The following is a 14,482-nucleotide window of genomic DNA, read 5'->3' on the forward strand; positions in this document are numbered from 1 at the left end:
GTAAGCGCATGCGCCACCCGGCAACGAAAAAGCCGCTGAGCGATCAGCGGCTTTTTTATTAGAACGAATACCGCAACCCTAAACGGATCCGGTACTGCTCGCGGTTGTAATCATTCCATCGGTCCAGCCACTGGAGTTCGAGATACGGCAGCCAGTTTCTGTCGATCTTATAGCTGAATTTATTGGTAATTTCCCAGTGATGGTCTTTGCCATTTTTGCTGTGGTAATCATTCACCCGCTGGAAAAAGTGCGGCTCAAAGGTGTAGAAAAACGCATCCGTCACTTTGAAATTCCAGTAGTTAGCAAACTCATGCGTGTCGTTCTTATCCATCTGCCCGTTATAGTCCGGCGTATCGTAATTGTTATGGTTATAGCGATAGCGGAACGTCAGATTAAACCAGTCCGTAAATTTGTAATTGGTATCTAAATAAACCGCGCCACCCGAACCTGCGCTGCTGTCGTTAATTAACCCGCCGGGCTGGAAGGTCAGTTTGTCGGTCGGTTTGAAGAGCGGATACCACCCCTCGATTTCGTTATAGCTGTGCTTAAGTTCGTCCCATTTACCCACGTTATAAGCGTTGGTGAACATCAGTCCCGCGCCCATATCGAAGTTATAGCCTGCACGCAGGATCACCTCGTGCAGCTCCGAGGCCGTATTGTAGGCTTCACGCGTTTCGACATACGCCCCGGCAAATACCGGGCAGGACACAGACGACACGATCAGTACGGTGATGATTCTTTTCATAATTTGTCCATGTATCAGGTACAGAAAGGCCTCCCTCCTGATAAACAGGAAGGACATAGTGGCCGGATTTATTGTTATAAAGTGACTGCTGACGCTTTATTGTTGGTGGTTATCTCAGGGGTATTCGCGGTCTGTTTTTTCCGTTTTCCAATCTCCTCAATAATAAAGGCGAAGCGCGCTTCGTTGAGTTTATAAAACAGCCCCATGGTCACGGCGGCCACGATCGCCAGGCCGCACGGCCAGAGGAAAATCAGCTGACGCAACCCAAGCAGCGTGCCCGCGCTCTGCACCGCATGAGGAACGTAGCCAATCTGGGTCAGCATGATGCCGGGCAGAAAACCGGCCAGCGCCGCGGAGATTTTGCGTGAGAAGGTATAGCCGGTATACACCGACCCTTCGGCGCGGATGCCGGTTTTCCACTCGCCGTAATCGACGGTATCCGGCACCAGCGCCCAGTTCAGGCTGTTCACAAACGCCGTGCCGAAAAAGGCCATGCAGGAAAAGAGCACGAACAGCAGGGAACTGGTCCCCCAGAAGAAGTTCAGCACGTCGCCCACCGCCCACAGCGTCAGCCCGCCCAGATAGACCGGCTTCTTGCCAAAGCGCTTCACCGCGCCAGGCACCAGAAACACGCCAATCAGAATGCAGCCCATGCTGAAAAAGCCCATCCACGACAGCAGATGCAGATCGTTCAGCACGTACTGGGTGTAATAGACCTGAATCGCCAGCTTGATGTTAAACGCGGCGAGGGTACACAGGTTGGCGATGCACAGCACCAGCAGCGGCGGATTGCGGAAAATCGCGCAGAATGATTTCAGAATGCCGGGCTTATGGTGATCGGGCGTAAGCTCGACGTAGCGCTCTTTCACCCCGCTGTAGCACCACCACATGCAGAACAAGCCACCGGTGACGAACACCAGCGCGGCTACCAGATAGCCGAGTGAGGGCTGACTGACGAACAGCGCCTGAATGGGCATAAAGCCGACGGTGCAGAGCAACAGCCCTACCGTTGCGCCACCCTGACGCCACGCCGCAAGCTGTGCGCGCTCGTTCGGGTTTTTGGTGATGGCGGGAACCATCGCACCGTAGGCGCAGTTCATCAGGCTATAGCAGAGGCCAAACATCATGAAGAGTACGGTGGCGAGAGCCGTTTTCACCGTCAGGCTAAAGTCGTTGGCCATAAACTGCGCCGTCGCGACCAGCGCCACCGGCACGGAGGCATACAGAATGAATGGCCGGAATTTTCCCCGGGCACCGATATTACGCCGGGAGTCCAGCAGCACGCCGGTCAGCATGTCGGTGAACGCGGTAAAAAACTTCGCCACCAGGAAAATAATGCCGCCATAGAATGCTGGCATGCCCAGTTCATCGGTGTAAAACTTCAGCAGATACAGGGTGCCAATACACAGCATCAGATTCGAGCCAAAATCGCCCATCCCGTAGGCGCACTTCTCACGCAGGCTCAGTTTCAGGGTTAACGGATCACTGTTATGTGTCATGGTCGATCCTCAGAGCGCCCCGCAGGGCGCTCTATCTCGTCATTTATGCCGTACGTTTGCGCAGTTCAATTTCTTCCACGATGCGCACATACATCTTCTCGTTGAGGTTGTAGAAGCAGCCCATCGCCACGATGGTGATGACTGCCAGCAGGCTCGGGTAGATAAATATCAGCTGCCGCAGCCCTTCAACCGTGCCAGCGGATTGCACCACATTGGGCACATAGCCGATCTGCGTGAGCATGATCCCCGGGAAGAAGCCCGCCAGCGCCTGGGATACCTTACGGAAGAAGGTAAAGCCGGTATAAACCGTTCCCTCGGAGCGCACGCCGGTGCGCCACTCGCCGTACTCCACGGTATCGGAGACCAGCGCCCAGTTCAGGCTGTTCACGAACGCGGAGCCGAAGAACGCCAGGCAGGAGAACGCCACAAAGCTCACCGAGCCGCCGCCGAAGAAGTAGTTGAGCAGATCGCCCGCCACCCAAATCGTCAGCCCGCTGATGTAGACCTTTTTCTTGCCGAAGCGTCGCACCGCGCCGGGCATCATAAAGACGCCGATAAAAATACAGCCCATGCTGAAGAAGCCCATGTAGGACAGCAGGATCGGGTCGTTCAGCACGTATTGCGTGTAATAAACCTGGATAGCGAGTTTGACGTTAAAGGCACCCAGCGTGCACAGGTTCGCGATGCACAGGATAAACAGCGGACGGTTCCCGGCGATGGCGCGAAACGACTGCAACAGCCCCGGTTTCTGCGCCGGGTTAGCGGGCTGCGTCTCGACGTAACGCTCGGTCACGCCCTTATAGCACCACCACATAAAGAACAGGCCGAACAGCGAGAAGAGGGTGGCGGCAAAGATGTAGCCAAGCTGGTCATTGCCCTCAATGAGATTCATCACCGGGACAAAGCCCACGGTACAGAGCAGCAGGCCCAGCGTGGCGCCGCCCTGACGCCAGGCGGCCAGCGACGCGCGCTCGTCCGGGTTTTTGGTAATCGCGGGCACCATCGCGCCGTAGGAGCAGTTCATCATGCTGAAGAACAGGCCGTACAGCATGAACAGCACCGTTGCCATCACCGTTTTACCGGTGATTTCAAACGGTGTGCCGACGAAGTTGGCAATCGCCAGCAACGTCACCGGAAACGCCGCATACAGCACGAACGGGCGGAATTTCCCTTTCGGGCCGATTTTGCGCCGGGAGTCGAGCATGATCCCGGTGCCCATGTCAGTGAAGGCGGTAAAGAACTTCGCAATCAGGAAGATAATCCCGCCATAAGTGCCAGGCAGCCCCAGCACGTCGGTGTAGAACTTCAGCAGGTACAGCGTGCCGATATCCAGCAGGATGTTAGAGCCGAGGTCGCCCATCCCGTAGGCGAGTTTTTCTTTAAACGGCAGGCGCAGGGTTGCCGGATCAGAAGTATGTTGACTCATTATTGTTCTCCGTCTGCCCGCAGGTTTCCCTGCGGGCGAGCCTTATCAGATATGACGTAAGGTGCTAAACAGATCTGCCCATTCGCTGTGCTGGCGATAGAACACCGGCGGCTTGCCGATCGGGGCATCAACGGTCACGTCACCGCCCTGGCAGGTTTCTCCGGTCCACGCATTGACCCAGCTGTCCTGAGGCAGATAGAGCGTCCAGTCGCGGCGTCCCTCTTCATGAACCGGCGCCACCAGCAGATCGCGGCCAAACAGATACTGATATTTCAGCGTGTAGGCGCGCGCATCGTCTTCGTAGTGCAGGAACAGCGGGCGCATCACCGGCAGGCCGCTTTTCGCGTTCTGCGCGACGGCGGCTTTGATATACGGCTTCAGGGTGGTGAAGACGGTGGTCATGCGCGCGAAGTGCGCGATGGTTTCCGCGTCGCCGTCGAACTGCCAGTTATCGCCAGGACGGTTGCCCTCGTGGGTGCGCATCATCGGCGTAAAGGCGCTGAAATCGCACCAGCGCAGGAGCAGCTCTTTGCTGCGCTTCATCTCGAAGAGGGTGGTATAGCCGCCGATGTCGCTGTGGTGCAGGCCGTGCCCGGTCATCGCCAGCGACAGCGCTGCGGGCACGACGGACGCCAGACCGTCGTCCAGGCTCCAGTCAACGTTCTGATCCCCCGCCCACATCATCACCGAGTGCTTCTGGCTGCCGGTGTAGCCCGCGCGCATGAAGAACAGGATCTCCCCGAGCTTGCCGGTCTCTTCCAGCGCTTCGTAGTTACATTTCGCCCACAGGGCAGGCCAGGCGTTATGCATGATCTCCGCGCTCACGCCGTTATGCAGGAAAGTATCGGTCGGCAGATATTCTCCGAAATCGGCCATCCAGCCGCCGCAGCCCAGTTCGATCAGGTTCTTTTTAATGACCTCTTTGTACCAGCCGTAGGCTTCCGGGTTGGTCAGGTCGATAACGCCCGCGTAAAACTCACCGAACTCAACGTGGTAGTCCTCGCCGTCGGCGTTTTTGGTCAGATAGCCGCGCTTCGACGCCTCTTCGCAGAGATCTTTATCGCTGGCGACGTACGGGTTGATGTAAGAGAGGAACTGCACGCCCTCCTGCTTCCACTGCCCGATCCGCTCGTCAAGCTGAGGATAAAGCTCGCTGTTCCATTTCCAGTTCCACATCACCCGTTTGCCGAAGGAGGTCATGCGGATACCGGACCAGTCCTGCGCCCAGATGCCGTTCACCTTCACACCGCCCTGACGCATAGCGTCGAGCTTCTGCTGACACACGTCGGTGCCGCCCTGAATACCCAGCGTCACGCCATCGTAAACCCAGTCCGGCAGTTCAGGCTGACGCCCCAGCAGGCCGGTGAGTTTTTCCAGCAGATCGACGTAGGTTTCCGCACATTCGAAGCGCAGCGTGGCGTTATCTTCCCAGAACGCCAGCTCGTGGAAGTCCGGCTCGCTGAAGTCGAAGTTCATGTAGCAGCTGTTGTCCACGTGGCAGTAGTACTTCTGGGTGCTCACAAAGGTAGGCTGCGGGAAAAAGGTCCAGTAGTAATCGCCGCCTGCGTTCTCTTTGCAGTCGGCCTGCCAGGTCACGTAGGTCTGCTTATTGCGGCCCACGCCCTGCTCGCTGGTCCACAGCGGGAAAGGCTTGCCGCGCAGATCGAAGTACGAGAACTGCTCGCCGCAGCCGTAGATATGATCGTCAGGCTGAGCCGCCAGCCGCAGCCAGATGCGGTTATGGCTGGCGGCGTCATTTTTCAGCTTCAGCTCAAGGCGGCCTTCACCATCCACGCCCACCAGCAGCGTTGCGCTCACCGCATCGCCGCGGGTAAAGCGGATCGCCCAGCCCGCGCTTTGCTGCGTGACGGTCGCGTCCGTCAGGGCAATTTTTTCGTTGAGCTTGTCTTTGATGCTGAAGTTGCCGCGAAACATCTCGATATCCGCTTCACCAGCGCCGATCCACAGGCAGGGAGCATCTGCGGAGTGGGATAAAATCAGGCGGTTTTCCCAGCTGAGGGTGAAACCATGTTCATTATTTTTCAGATTTATATTGTGTAGGGTACGCATAAAAACTCCGTCTTTATTATTTGGCCTGGCTATCCAGTAATCCGGCGGCTACGGCAGGCGCTAAGCCCGGCGCCAGCGGCAGGCGGGGGATCACCAGGCAGTGCAGCAGATGGTAAATATCCTGCTTGCCGTCCCAGACTTTGGTGGTCACTTCGTTATTGGTGTCCAGCTCCTGCCACCATGAACCGTTTTCGTAGTCCATCAGGTACTTGATGCAGTAATCCCACCATTTCTGATACCAGGCTTCGTACTGGGCCTCGCCGGTTACGGTATAAAGCGCATAAGCCGTGCCCATCGCCTCGACGATTGGCCAGCGCACGCGTTCGCGCACGATAGGCTTGCCGTCCCAGCCTACGGAGTAGACAAAGCCGTCCGCCCCGTCAGGTGCCCAGGCGTCGCGGATGGTGGCGTGGAACAGGCCTTTCGCATCTTCCAGCAGCCACTCTGGCGGGGTTTCAAAGCGGGCTTCCAGCGCGGCGCGCAGATGCAGCATCAGGCGGCCCCACTCGATCCAGTGCCCCGGCGTGCCGCCGTAGGCGCGGAAACGGTGAGCAGGATTATCGATGTTGTAATCGCGGATCGGGTTCCAGTTGGTGTCGAAATGCTCGTTAACGCGGTACTCCCCTTTACGCGCCACGTCGTGAATAATCACCGAGGCGATGCGCAGGGCGCGGTCGAGCCATTTCCGGTCGTGGGTCACGTCATACACGATCAGGAAAGCTTCCACGGCGTGCATGTTGGCGTTACCGCCGCGGTAATCTTCCGTTTTGCTGAAGGCTTCATCCCAGGACTCCAGGCACATCTGCTCCTGTTCGCTCCAGAAATAACGCTCAATCACCTCGATGGCATCGTCCAGCAGCTTGCGGGCCTCCGGGTGGCCAGTGGTGACGGCGCTCGCCGCGCCCAGCAGCACGAAGAAGTGCTGATAGCCCTGCTTGGAGGCATCCACCACGCCTTCATCGTTTACGCAGGCGTACCAGCCGCCGTGCTGTTTGTCGCGCAATGGTCCGTTCAGGGCATTTATGCCGTGCTCAACCAGGGCATACGCGCCGGGACGTCCCATGTTCGCCGCCACCGCGTAGACGTGCAGCATGCGGGCAGTGATCCACAGATGGGTACCCATATCGCTGCGCACCTGCCCGTTATTGCCCAGCCAGCCAAAGCCGGTCGGGACAGCGGCGTTTTTGCCGAAATCAAGAATGCGGTCAGTCTCTTGTTCGAGCCAGCGGTTGTGGCTCAGGGTGTTAAACCATTTCATGTTCGGGTCCTTTCTTAACGGCGAGCCATCATTTCGTCGACGATCTCACCCAGACGCTGAAGTTTGGGTACAGAAATATCGCGTAGCATCAGTTCGGTATCCGGCAGGCCAATCACCGATGACCAGACGGCGCGACCGGCTAAAAAGCCCGACGCCCCTGCCTGCATCGCCACGCTTACGGCACGCGGGAATAACTTATCGTCCACGCCGGAGGAGAGGATCACCCACGGCATGGCGATGTTCTCGTTCAGCTTCTGCGAGGCCGCCAGCAGTTCCTGCTGCGTGCCCTTACCAAACAGCGGCATCTCCACTTTGTAGAGGTCAGCACCGCTGTCGCCCAGCTCTTTGGCCGCGTCGATAATCGCCTGTTCGCGGTCAAATGCGGCGCCGCGACGCGGCGGACGCACCACCGGTTCGATAATGCTCAGCAGTCCGTTGTCGTGGCACAGGGTGTTGAACGCCTTCACCATCTCAAGCCGCTGCTGCGGATCTTCATCGCTGCGCCACAGCACCAGCAGCTTCAGCGCCTTGCCGCCATCGCGTTTGACCGCCTGCGCGTCAATGTTCTTGTCGATCACCACGCTGTCGACCGGAATGCCGTTCCCCGGGATAAACTCGTCGGCGGCCACAATCATCGCGCAGCTTTTGGCTACGGCCTGTTGCTCGACAATCTGGCGATAGCAGAACTGCTGGTCGACGAGGATCGCCGAGGCGTACGGCGACAGAATTTTCGCCGCGTTAACCTTAAAATCCGTCAGGTGCTGGTCGGTTACCGGCACCGGCGCGCCTGCGGCAGCAAACATCAGGCGCATTGCTTCACGCTGATCCACAGCCAGCATCGCAAAACCGCCGGAAGGTCGGGTGATATCTTTCAGGGTGTACATCGTCATTCCTCAGTCCTTTCGTATCAGTGTGATTTTTTCAGCCCGGCAGATGCGCGAACCTGTTCAAGAATGGCCGTCCAGTCTTCGCGCCCGCGCCCGGCGGCGCGTGCCTGGTTGTAAACTTCGCGGGACGCCGCGCCCAGCGGCATCGGAACGTGGAGCTGGTTGGCCACGTCGAGGGCGATCCCCAGATCTTTATGCGCAAGGTCGATCATGAAGGCGGGGGAAAGATCCCCTTTCAGTACCTTGTTCGGCCATGAGGTGGTGAAGTGGCCTTTACCCGCTGGCGTACCGCTCATGACCTTCAGCGCAACATCGAAGGAGAGGCCGAGCGCTTCACACAGCACCGCCGCCTCGGCGGAAAGCGCGTTCAGGGCGATGCTCATGTAGTTATTGATGAGCTTCACGCGGATGCCCATCCCCGGCCCGCCAGCGTTAATCAGTTCATTGCCCATCGCCATTAATACCGGGGTGGCACGCTCAACCTGCGGCGCCGTACCGCCTGCCAGCAGGAGCAGCGTACCGGCAATGGCATGGTCAGAGGTGCGTCCGACGGGCACGTCCATCAGGCTGAAGCCACGCTCAGCCATGTCGCGGATCAGCGCGTCGGTTTGCAGTGGGTGAATGGTGGACATATCAATCACCAGCGCGTCGCGGGATAACCCTTCGCACACGCCGTGCTCGCCGAACAGCACGCTGCGCACCAGGTCGCCGTTTGGCAGCATGGTGATCACGAATTCGGCATCCGTTGCTGCCTGCGCGGGCGTAGCCGCCGCCCGGGCGCCGCTCTCTACCAGCGCCTGAACCGCCTGCGGGTTCACATCAAAAACGTTAAGCTGATGGCCCTGTTTCAACAGATTCTTCGCCATTGGCGCGCCCATCTGTCCTAAGCCGATAAATGCGATTGCTGACATGCCTCTCTCCTGTCACATCGTGTCAATTTTTGCGCGTTTGTGGTGTCTGTTTTTGATCGTATTTGTAATTTATAGTCAAAAAATTGACACGGGTCACTTTTTAAACATTTGGTGAAATTAAAATGAAGGCATCAGAAATCGCAGAAGGAATCACCATGACTCGCATCGTTTGTGTCGGCATTACCGTGCTGGATCGCATCTGGTATCTCGATGATTTACCGAAAGAAGGTGGGAAATATGTCGCAAAAGACTATACGGAAGTGGGCGGTGGCCCGGCGGCAACGGCGGCGGTGGCAGCCGCGAAACTGGGCGCGGAAGTGGATTTTATTGGCCGGGTGGGGGACGACGATACCGGCAGACGGCTACTCGCGGAGCTGGAATCCCTGGGGGTGAATACCCGCTACACGCGCGTCTTTAAAGGTGCCCGCTCTTCGCAATCGGCGGTGCTGGTGGACGCAGGCGGTGAGCGAGTGATAGCCAACTACCCCAGCCCCGATCTGCCCGTGGCGGCAGACTGGCTGCATGAAATCGACTTCTCGCAATGGGATATCGTGTTAGCCGACGTGCGCTGGCATGACGGCGCAAAACAGGCATTTACCCTCGCCCGTCAGCAGGGCGTACCGACCTTACTGGATGCGGATGTCACCCCGCAGGACATTGCGGAGCTGATCGCCTTAAGCGACCACGCGGCCTTCTCCGCGCCGGGGCTGCGGCGTTTAACGCAGCGAGATGAAACCGAAGATGCGCTGAAGAAAGCACAAACGCTCACAAATGGACATGTGTATGTCACCCAGGGGCGAGACGGTTGCTTCTGGCTGGAGAAAGGTGCATTGCGTCATCAACCCGGCTTTGACGTGGACGTGGTGGATACCACCGGGGCGGGCGACGTATTCCACGGTGCGATGGCGGTCAGCCTGGGTCAGCAATTGCCCGCAGCCGACGCGGTGCGTTTTGCCAGCGCCGTCGCAGCGCTGAAATGCACAAAGCCCGGCGGGCGCGCGGGTATACCCGACTGTGATCAAACCCGCTCTTTTTTGTCACTTTTTGTATAAAATGCGGGGCGTGATGGTTTTCAGAGGACAGCCCATGAGCCTTACCGAACTGACCGGCAACCCGCGTCACGATCAGCTGCTGACGCTGATTGCCGATCGCGGCTATATGAACATTGATGAACTGGCGCAACTGCTGGATGTGTCGACGCAAACCGTGCGCCGGGATATCCGCAAGCTCAGCGAGCAGGGGCTGATCACACGTCATCACGGCGGTGCGGGCAGGGCATCCAGCGTGGTCAATACGGCGTTCGAGCAGCGCGAAGTCTCGCTGACCGAAGAGAAACGGGCGATTGCCGAAGCGATTGCGGACTATATTCCCGACGGCTCGACTATTTTCATCACCATCGGGACGACCGTGGAGCACGTCGCGCGGGCGCTGCTCAACCATAATCATCTGCGCATCATCACCAACAGCCTGCGGGTGGCGCATATTCTGTATAAGAATCCGCGCTTTGAAGTGATGGTGCCGGGCGGCACGCTGCGCCCGCACAACGGCGGCATTATCGGCCCGGCGGCGACGGCGTTTGTGTCTGGCTTCCGGGCGGACTACCTCGTGACCAGCGTCGGGGCGATTGAACACGACGGCGAGATGATGGAATTTGATGTTAACGAAGCCAGCGTGGTGAAAACCATGATGGCCCACTCCCGCCATATTTTACTGGCCGCCGATCATACGAAATACCACGCCTCCGCGGCGGTTGAAATTGGCAACGTTGCGCAGGCAACAGCGCTGTTCACCGATGAGCTGCCCGGCTCGGTGCTGCAAAATCACCTCAAATCCAGCAAGGTTGAGGTTGTCGAAGTCAATTCCGGAGAAGAGCAGCAGGCTGGCTGATCGTCTTATGGCCCGATATTGCGATACGGGCCTTTCCTTTCTGTAAGCTGAATCTGACGCATAGCTAAAGTTTCTCTTTCCCGCTACAGTTACTTTTCCACGGCGAAAGGAGATAAACATGCTTTATATCTTTGACTTAGGAAATGTAATCGTCGATATCGATTTTAACAGGGTGCTGGGCGCATGGAGCGATTTTAGCCGTGTTCCGCTGGCAACGTTAAAGCAGAATTTCGCGATGGGCGAGACTTTCCATTTGCACGAGCGCGGTGAGATCAGCGACGAAGCGTTCGCAGAGCGTTTCTGTCAGGAAATGGGCCTCTCGTTAAGCTACGAGCAATTTTCCCACGGCTGGCAGGCGGTTTTTGTCGCGATCCGCCCGGAAGTGATCGACATCATGCACAAGTTGCGCGCGCAGGGGCATCGCGTCGTCGTGCTGTCAAATACGAACCGCCTGCATACCACCTTCTGGCCGGATGAATACCCGGAAATCCACGCGGCGGCAGATAAAGTGTATCTCTCCCAGGAGATGGGGATGCGTAAACCTGAGGCGCGCATCTATCAGGCGGTATTGCAGGAAGAAGGATTCACGGCGGCGGATGCGGTCTTTTTTGACGATAACGCCGATAATATAGAGGGAGCTAACCAGTTGGGTATCACTTCCATTCTGGTGACCGGAAAAGAGACGATACCGAACTACTTCGCGAAGCAGTTATGCTAAAAACCGTTCATCAAAAAGCCAATCACCACACGCGCCCGCTCAGGGCGTGGCTGAAACTCCTCTGGCACCGTATTGATGAGGACAACATGACCACGCTGGCGGGCAATCTCGCTTACGTGTCGTTGCTCTCACTGGTTCCGCTGGTGGCGGTGATTTTTGCGCTTTTTTCGGCGTTTCCGATGTTTGCCGATGTGAGCATGCAGCTTCGCCATTTTGTTTTCGCGAACTTTATTCCTGCCACCGGCGATGTGATCCAGAACTACATTGAGCAGTTTGTCGCCAACTCCAGCAAGATGACGGCGGTGGGGGCGTGCGGGCTTATTGTTACCGCGCTGCTGCTGATGTACTCCATCGACAGTGCGCTCAACACCATCTGGCGGAGCAAAAAAGTCCGGCCAAAGGTTTACTCCTTTGCCGTCTACTGGATGATTTTAACCCTTGGCCCATTGCTGGCGGGGGCAAGCCTGGCGATCAGTTCCTACCTTCTTTCGCTGCGCTGGGCGACCGACTTAAACAGCGTGATCGACAACGTGCTGCGTATCTTCCCGCTGATTTTATCGTGGCTTTCGTTCTGGCTGCTCTATAGCGTAGTGCCAACCACGCGCGTACCCAACCGGGATGCCGTGGTGGGTGCGCTGGTCGCGGCGTTGCTCTTTGAGCTGGGCAAGAAAGGATTCGCGCTTTACATCACCATGTTTCCCTCTTATCAGCTGATTTACGGCGTGCTGGCGGTGATCCCCATTTTGTTTGTCTGGGTCTACTGGACGTGGTGTATCGTCTTGCTTGGCGCCGAAATAACTGTCACTCTCGGGGTCTACCGGGAACTCAAAAAAGCAGCAGAAGCTGAAAAACAACAAGAAGCAGACCAACCATGATTGCATTGATTCAGCGCGTAACCCGTGCCAGCGTCACCGTGGAGGGAGAGGTGACGGGTGAAATTGGCCCAGGACTTTTGGTGCTATTAGGTGTCGAAAAGGATGACGACGAACAAAAAGCCAATCGCTTGTGTGAGCGCGTACTGGGCTACCGCATTTTCAGTGATGCGGAAGGCAAGATGAACCTGAACGTTCAGCAGGCGGGCGGCAGCGTGCTGGTGGTCTCCCAGTTTACGCTGGCCGCCGATACCGAACGCGGCATGCGTCCGAGTTTTTCAAAAGGCGCGGCACCGGATCGTGCTGAAGCCCTTTACGAGTACTTTGTTGAGCGCTGTCGCCAGCAGGACATGAACACACAAACCGGACGATTCGCTGCGGATATGCAGGTATCGCTGGTGAACGATGGCCCCGTCACATTCTGGCTCCAGGTATGAGCCAACTGGCGGCGTGGCCGCGGGTAACAAGAGAGAGTACAGCTATGTATCACCTTCGAGTACCGCAAACGGAAGAAGAATTAGACGCTTATTACCATTTCCGCTGGGAAATGCTGCGCAAGCCACTGCATCAACCGAAAGGATCGGAACGCGACGCCTGGGACGCGATGGCGCACCACCAGATGGTGGTTGATGAAGAGGGCAACCTCGTTGCCGTAGGACGTCTGTATATCAATGCCGACAACGAAGCCTCAATCCGCTTTATGGCCGTTCACCCCTCCGTACAGGACAAAGGCCTCGGAACGCTGATGGCAATGACGCTGGAATCCGTCGCCCGTCAGGAAGGGGTCAAGCGCGTCACCTGTAGCGCCCGCGAAGATGCCGTTGAGTTCTTTTCCAAGCTCGGTTTCGTGAATCAGGGGGAAATCACCGCCCCGCAAACTACGCCGATTCGTCACTTTTTGATGATCAAACCCATCGCCACCCTGGACGATATTCTCCATCGCGCCGACTGGTGCGGGCAGCTCCAGCAGGCGTGGTATCAGCACATTCCGCTCAGTGAAAAAATGGGCGTGCGTATTCAGCAGTACACCGGTCAAAAATTCATTACCACCATGCCGGAAACCGGCAACCAGAACCCGCACCATACCCTGTTTGCCGGCAGCCTGTTTTCCCTCGCCACGCTCACAGGCTGGGGGCTGATTTGGCTGATGCTGCGCGAGCGTCATCTCGGCGGCACCATTATTCTGGCCGATGCCCATATCCGCTACAGCGCGCCGATCAGCGGTAAGCCGAGCGCGGTGGCGGACCTGGGCGCACTGGGCGGTGACCTTGATCGTCTGGCGCGTGGCCGCAAAGCACGTGTGCAGATGCAGGTTGAGCTATTTGGCGATGAAACACCGGGCGCGGTGTTTGAAGGAACTTACATCGTTCTTCCTGCGAAGCCGTATGGTGCGTATGAGGAGGGCGGGAACGAGGAGGAGTAACGGTCATCTGGAAAGCGGCTCGCAAATACACAACGTAGCTGGAAGTACCATTCGCTTTATTCAGCGTATCCCTTTAACGTAATTAGCCAGGGGTACGTCATTGACGTACATTGAGCATTTGTTACTATAAGCCAATGGCGTATGATTAATGCTATTCATTGAAACGGATATTTTCACAGAAGACGTCAAAACGTTACTGGATGACGACGAATATCATAGGTTCCAGATATTCCTGGCTACGCAACCGGAGTACGGCGATCTTATCCAGAATACGGGAGGCCTGCGAAAGATTCGCTGGCTTGCTGGCGGTAAGGGGAAGCGTGGTGGAGTCAGAGTCATCTATTTTCATCGTACGCGTGAGTTTGAAATCAGGTTGCTGCTCATTTATCGCAAAGGGATCAAAGATGACCTGTCCGCGAGGGAGAAAGCCATTCTGAAAAAGATGATAGAGAGGTGGTAAATGGAGAAGGCGCTGTTTGAGCGATTAACCCAAAGCATTGCGCAAATGAACGAAATTGCCGAGGGCCAACGCGAGCCGTCGCGTACGTTTCAAATCGATGCGATGAAAATTAAAGAAATCCGTCAGGCATCCGGTCTATCACAGAGTAAATTCGCGAATCTCATCTCTGTCAGTGTTGATACGTTGCGTAACTGGGAGCAGGGCAGACGCTCACCTACAGGCCCAGCCAAAGCGCTATTGCGCGCCATTGCTAACGACCCTCAACATGTCATCACTGCGCTATCGCAGTAAATAGCCCGGTTGCACAGAGGCTCACCGGGCTTTGG

Annotated in this window: 15 protein-coding genes; 8 read left to right on the forward strand and 7 right to left on the reverse strand. The window is 57.0% G+C overall.

Annotated elements, in window-relative coordinates; genetic code table 11:
* Nucleotides 1–58: 58 nt before the first annotated feature.
* From ompL to yihU, 7 genes are all read right to left on the reverse strand, one after another.
* Nucleotides 59–745, reverse strand: coding sequence for a porin OmpL (gene ompL, locus BH712_RS14895; protein ID WP_003861929.1), 687 nt, complete (start codon nt 743–745; stop codon nt 59–61).
* Nucleotides 746–819: 74 nt separating this feature from the next.
* Entirely contained in the window at nt 820–2,244 is a 1,425-nt protein-coding gene (locus tag BH712_RS14900; RefSeq protein WP_006808724.1) for an MFS transporter, read from the reverse strand.
* A 43-nt stretch (nt 2,245–2,287) separates the two neighbouring features.
* Nucleotides 2,288–3,670, reverse strand: coding sequence for an MFS transporter (locus BH712_RS14905; RefSeq protein WP_006808723.1), 1,383 nt, complete (start codon nt 3,668–3,670; stop codon nt 2,288–2,290).
* 45 nt (nt 3,671–3,715) lie between these two features.
* Entirely contained in the window at nt 3,716–5,740 is a 2,025-nt protein-coding gene (locus tag BH712_RS14910; RefSeq protein WP_006808722.1) for an alpha-glucosidase, read from the reverse strand.
* A gap of 16 nt (nt 5,741–5,756) precedes the next feature.
* Nucleotides 5,757–6,998, reverse strand: a complete 1,242-nt coding sequence (gene yihS / locus BH712_RS14915) for a sulfoquinovose isomerase (RefSeq protein WP_006808721.1) — start codon at nt 6,996–6,998, stop codon at nt 5,757–5,759.
* 14 nt (nt 6,999–7,012) lie between these two features.
* Nucleotides 7,013–7,888, reverse strand: coding sequence for a sulfofructosephosphate aldolase (gene yihT, locus BH712_RS14920; RefSeq protein ID WP_006808720.1), 876 nt, complete (start codon nt 7,886–7,888; stop codon nt 7,013–7,015).
* Between the two features lie 17 nt (nt 7,889–7,905).
* Entirely contained in the window at nt 7,906–8,796 is an 891-nt protein-coding gene (yihU, locus tag BH712_RS14925) for a sulfolactaldehyde 3-reductase (protein ID WP_006808719.1), read from the reverse strand.
* A gap of 155 nt (nt 8,797–8,951) precedes the next feature.
* Here yihU and BH712_RS14930 point away from each other — a divergent pair, with 155 nt between their 5' ends.
* The 8 genes from BH712_RS14930 (at nt 8,952) to nadS (ending at nt 14,447) form a co-directional block, all read left to right on the forward strand.
* Nucleotides 8,952–9,848, forward strand: coding sequence for a sugar kinase (locus tag BH712_RS14930; protein WP_032673472.1), 897 nt, complete (start codon nt 8,952–8,954; stop codon nt 9,846–9,848).
* A 34-nt stretch (nt 9,849–9,882) separates the two neighbouring features.
* Nucleotides 9,883–10,683: a DeoR/GlpR family DNA-binding transcription regulator gene (locus tag BH712_RS14935; protein ID WP_032673471.1), complete on the forward strand. Its 801-nt coding sequence runs from the start codon at nt 9,883–9,885 to the stop codon at nt 10,681–10,683.
* Between the two features lie 118 nt (nt 10,684–10,801).
* Nucleotides 10,802–11,401 (forward strand): glucose-1-phosphatase, encoded by a 600-nt coding sequence (yihX, locus tag BH712_RS14940; protein WP_000965688.1) that lies wholly within the window; start codon nt 10,802–10,804, stop codon nt 11,399–11,401.
* On the forward strand, nt 11,395–12,276 hold the full coding sequence (locus BH712_RS14945; protein WP_003861949.1) for a virulence factor BrkB family protein: 882 nt from the start codon (nt 11,395–11,397) through the stop codon (nt 12,274–12,276). Before yihX ends, BH712_RS14945 begins: the two co-directional genes overlap by 7 nt.
* Nucleotides 12,273–12,710, forward strand: a complete 438-nt coding sequence (gene dtd / locus BH712_RS14950) for a D-aminoacyl-tRNA deacylase (RefSeq protein ID WP_006808716.1) — start codon at nt 12,273–12,275, stop codon at nt 12,708–12,710. Before BH712_RS14945 ends, dtd begins: the two co-directional genes overlap by 4 nt.
* A gap of 44 nt (nt 12,711–12,754) precedes the next feature.
* The gene (gene fabY, locus BH712_RS14955) at nt 12,755–13,696 is read left to right on the forward strand and encodes a fatty acid biosynthesis protein FabY (RefSeq protein WP_032673470.1); all 942 of its coding nucleotides are present in this window, start codon (nt 12,755–12,757) and stop codon (nt 13,694–13,696) included.
* Nucleotides 13,697–13,844: 148 nt separating this feature from the next.
* Nucleotides 13,845–14,156, forward strand: a complete 312-nt coding sequence (locus BH712_RS25160; protein ID WP_006808714.1) for a hypothetical protein — start codon at nt 13,845–13,847, stop codon at nt 14,154–14,156.
* Entirely contained in the window at nt 14,157–14,447 is a 291-nt protein-coding gene (gene nadS / locus BH712_RS14965) for a NadS family protein (RefSeq protein WP_006808713.1), read from the forward strand.
* Nucleotides 14,448–14,482 lie beyond the last annotated feature (35 nt).

This window comes from Enterobacter hormaechei ATCC 49162 (genome assembly GCF_001875655.1).
In the GTDB taxonomy this organism is placed as follows: domain Bacteria; phylum Pseudomonadota; class Gammaproteobacteria; order Enterobacterales; family Enterobacteriaceae; genus Enterobacter; species Enterobacter hormaechei.

What these genes read in the sequence shown, in the direction of transcription:
- ompL (WP_003861929.1), bottom strand. Translation starts at nt 745, where the DNA reads ATGAAAAGAATCATCACCGTACTGATCGTGTCGTCTGTGTCCTGCCCG.
- BH712_RS14900 (WP_006808724.1), bottom strand. Translation starts at nt 2,244, where the DNA reads ATGACACATAACAGTGATCCGTTAACCCTGAAACTGAGCCTGCGTGAG.
- BH712_RS14905 (WP_006808723.1), bottom strand. Translation starts at nt 3,670, where the DNA reads ATGAGTCAACATACTTCTGATCCGGCAACCCTGCGCCTGCCGTTTAAA.
- BH712_RS14910 (WP_006808722.1), bottom strand. Translation starts at nt 5,740, where the DNA reads ATGCGTACCCTACACAATATAAATCTGAAAAATAATGAACATGGTTTC.
- yihS (WP_006808721.1), bottom strand. Translation starts at nt 6,998, where the DNA reads ATGAAATGGTTTAACACCCTGAGCCACAACCGCTGGCTCGAACAAGAG.
- yihT (WP_006808720.1), bottom strand. Translation starts at nt 7,888, where the DNA reads ATGACGATGTACACCCTGAAAGATATCACCCGACCTTCCGGCGGTTTT.
- yihU (WP_006808719.1), bottom strand. Translation starts at nt 8,796, where the DNA reads ATGTCAGCAATCGCATTTATCGGCTTAGGACAGATGGGCGCGCCAATG.
- BH712_RS14930 (WP_032673472.1), top strand. Translation starts at nt 8,952, where the DNA reads ATGACTCGCATCGTTTGTGTCGGCATTACCGTGCTGGATCGCATCTGG.
- BH712_RS14935 (WP_032673471.1), top strand. Translation starts at nt 9,883, where the DNA reads ATGAGCCTTACCGAACTGACCGGCAACCCGCGTCACGATCAGCTGCTG.
- yihX (WP_000965688.1), top strand. Translation starts at nt 10,802, where the DNA reads ATGCTTTATATCTTTGACTTAGGAAATGTAATCGTCGATATCGATTTT.
- BH712_RS14945 (WP_003861949.1), top strand. Translation starts at nt 11,395, where the DNA reads ATGCTAAAAACCGTTCATCAAAAAGCCAATCACCACACGCGCCCGCTC.
- dtd (WP_006808716.1), top strand. Translation starts at nt 12,273, where the DNA reads ATGATTGCATTGATTCAGCGCGTAACCCGTGCCAGCGTCACCGTGGAG.
- fabY (WP_032673470.1), top strand. Translation starts at nt 12,755, where the DNA reads ATGTATCACCTTCGAGTACCGCAAACGGAAGAAGAATTAGACGCTTAT.
- BH712_RS25160 (WP_006808714.1), top strand. Translation starts at nt 13,845, where the DNA reads ATGCTATTCATTGAAACGGATATTTTCACAGAAGACGTCAAAACGTTA.
- nadS (WP_006808713.1), top strand. Translation starts at nt 14,157, where the DNA reads ATGGAGAAGGCGCTGTTTGAGCGATTAACCCAAAGCATTGCGCAAATG.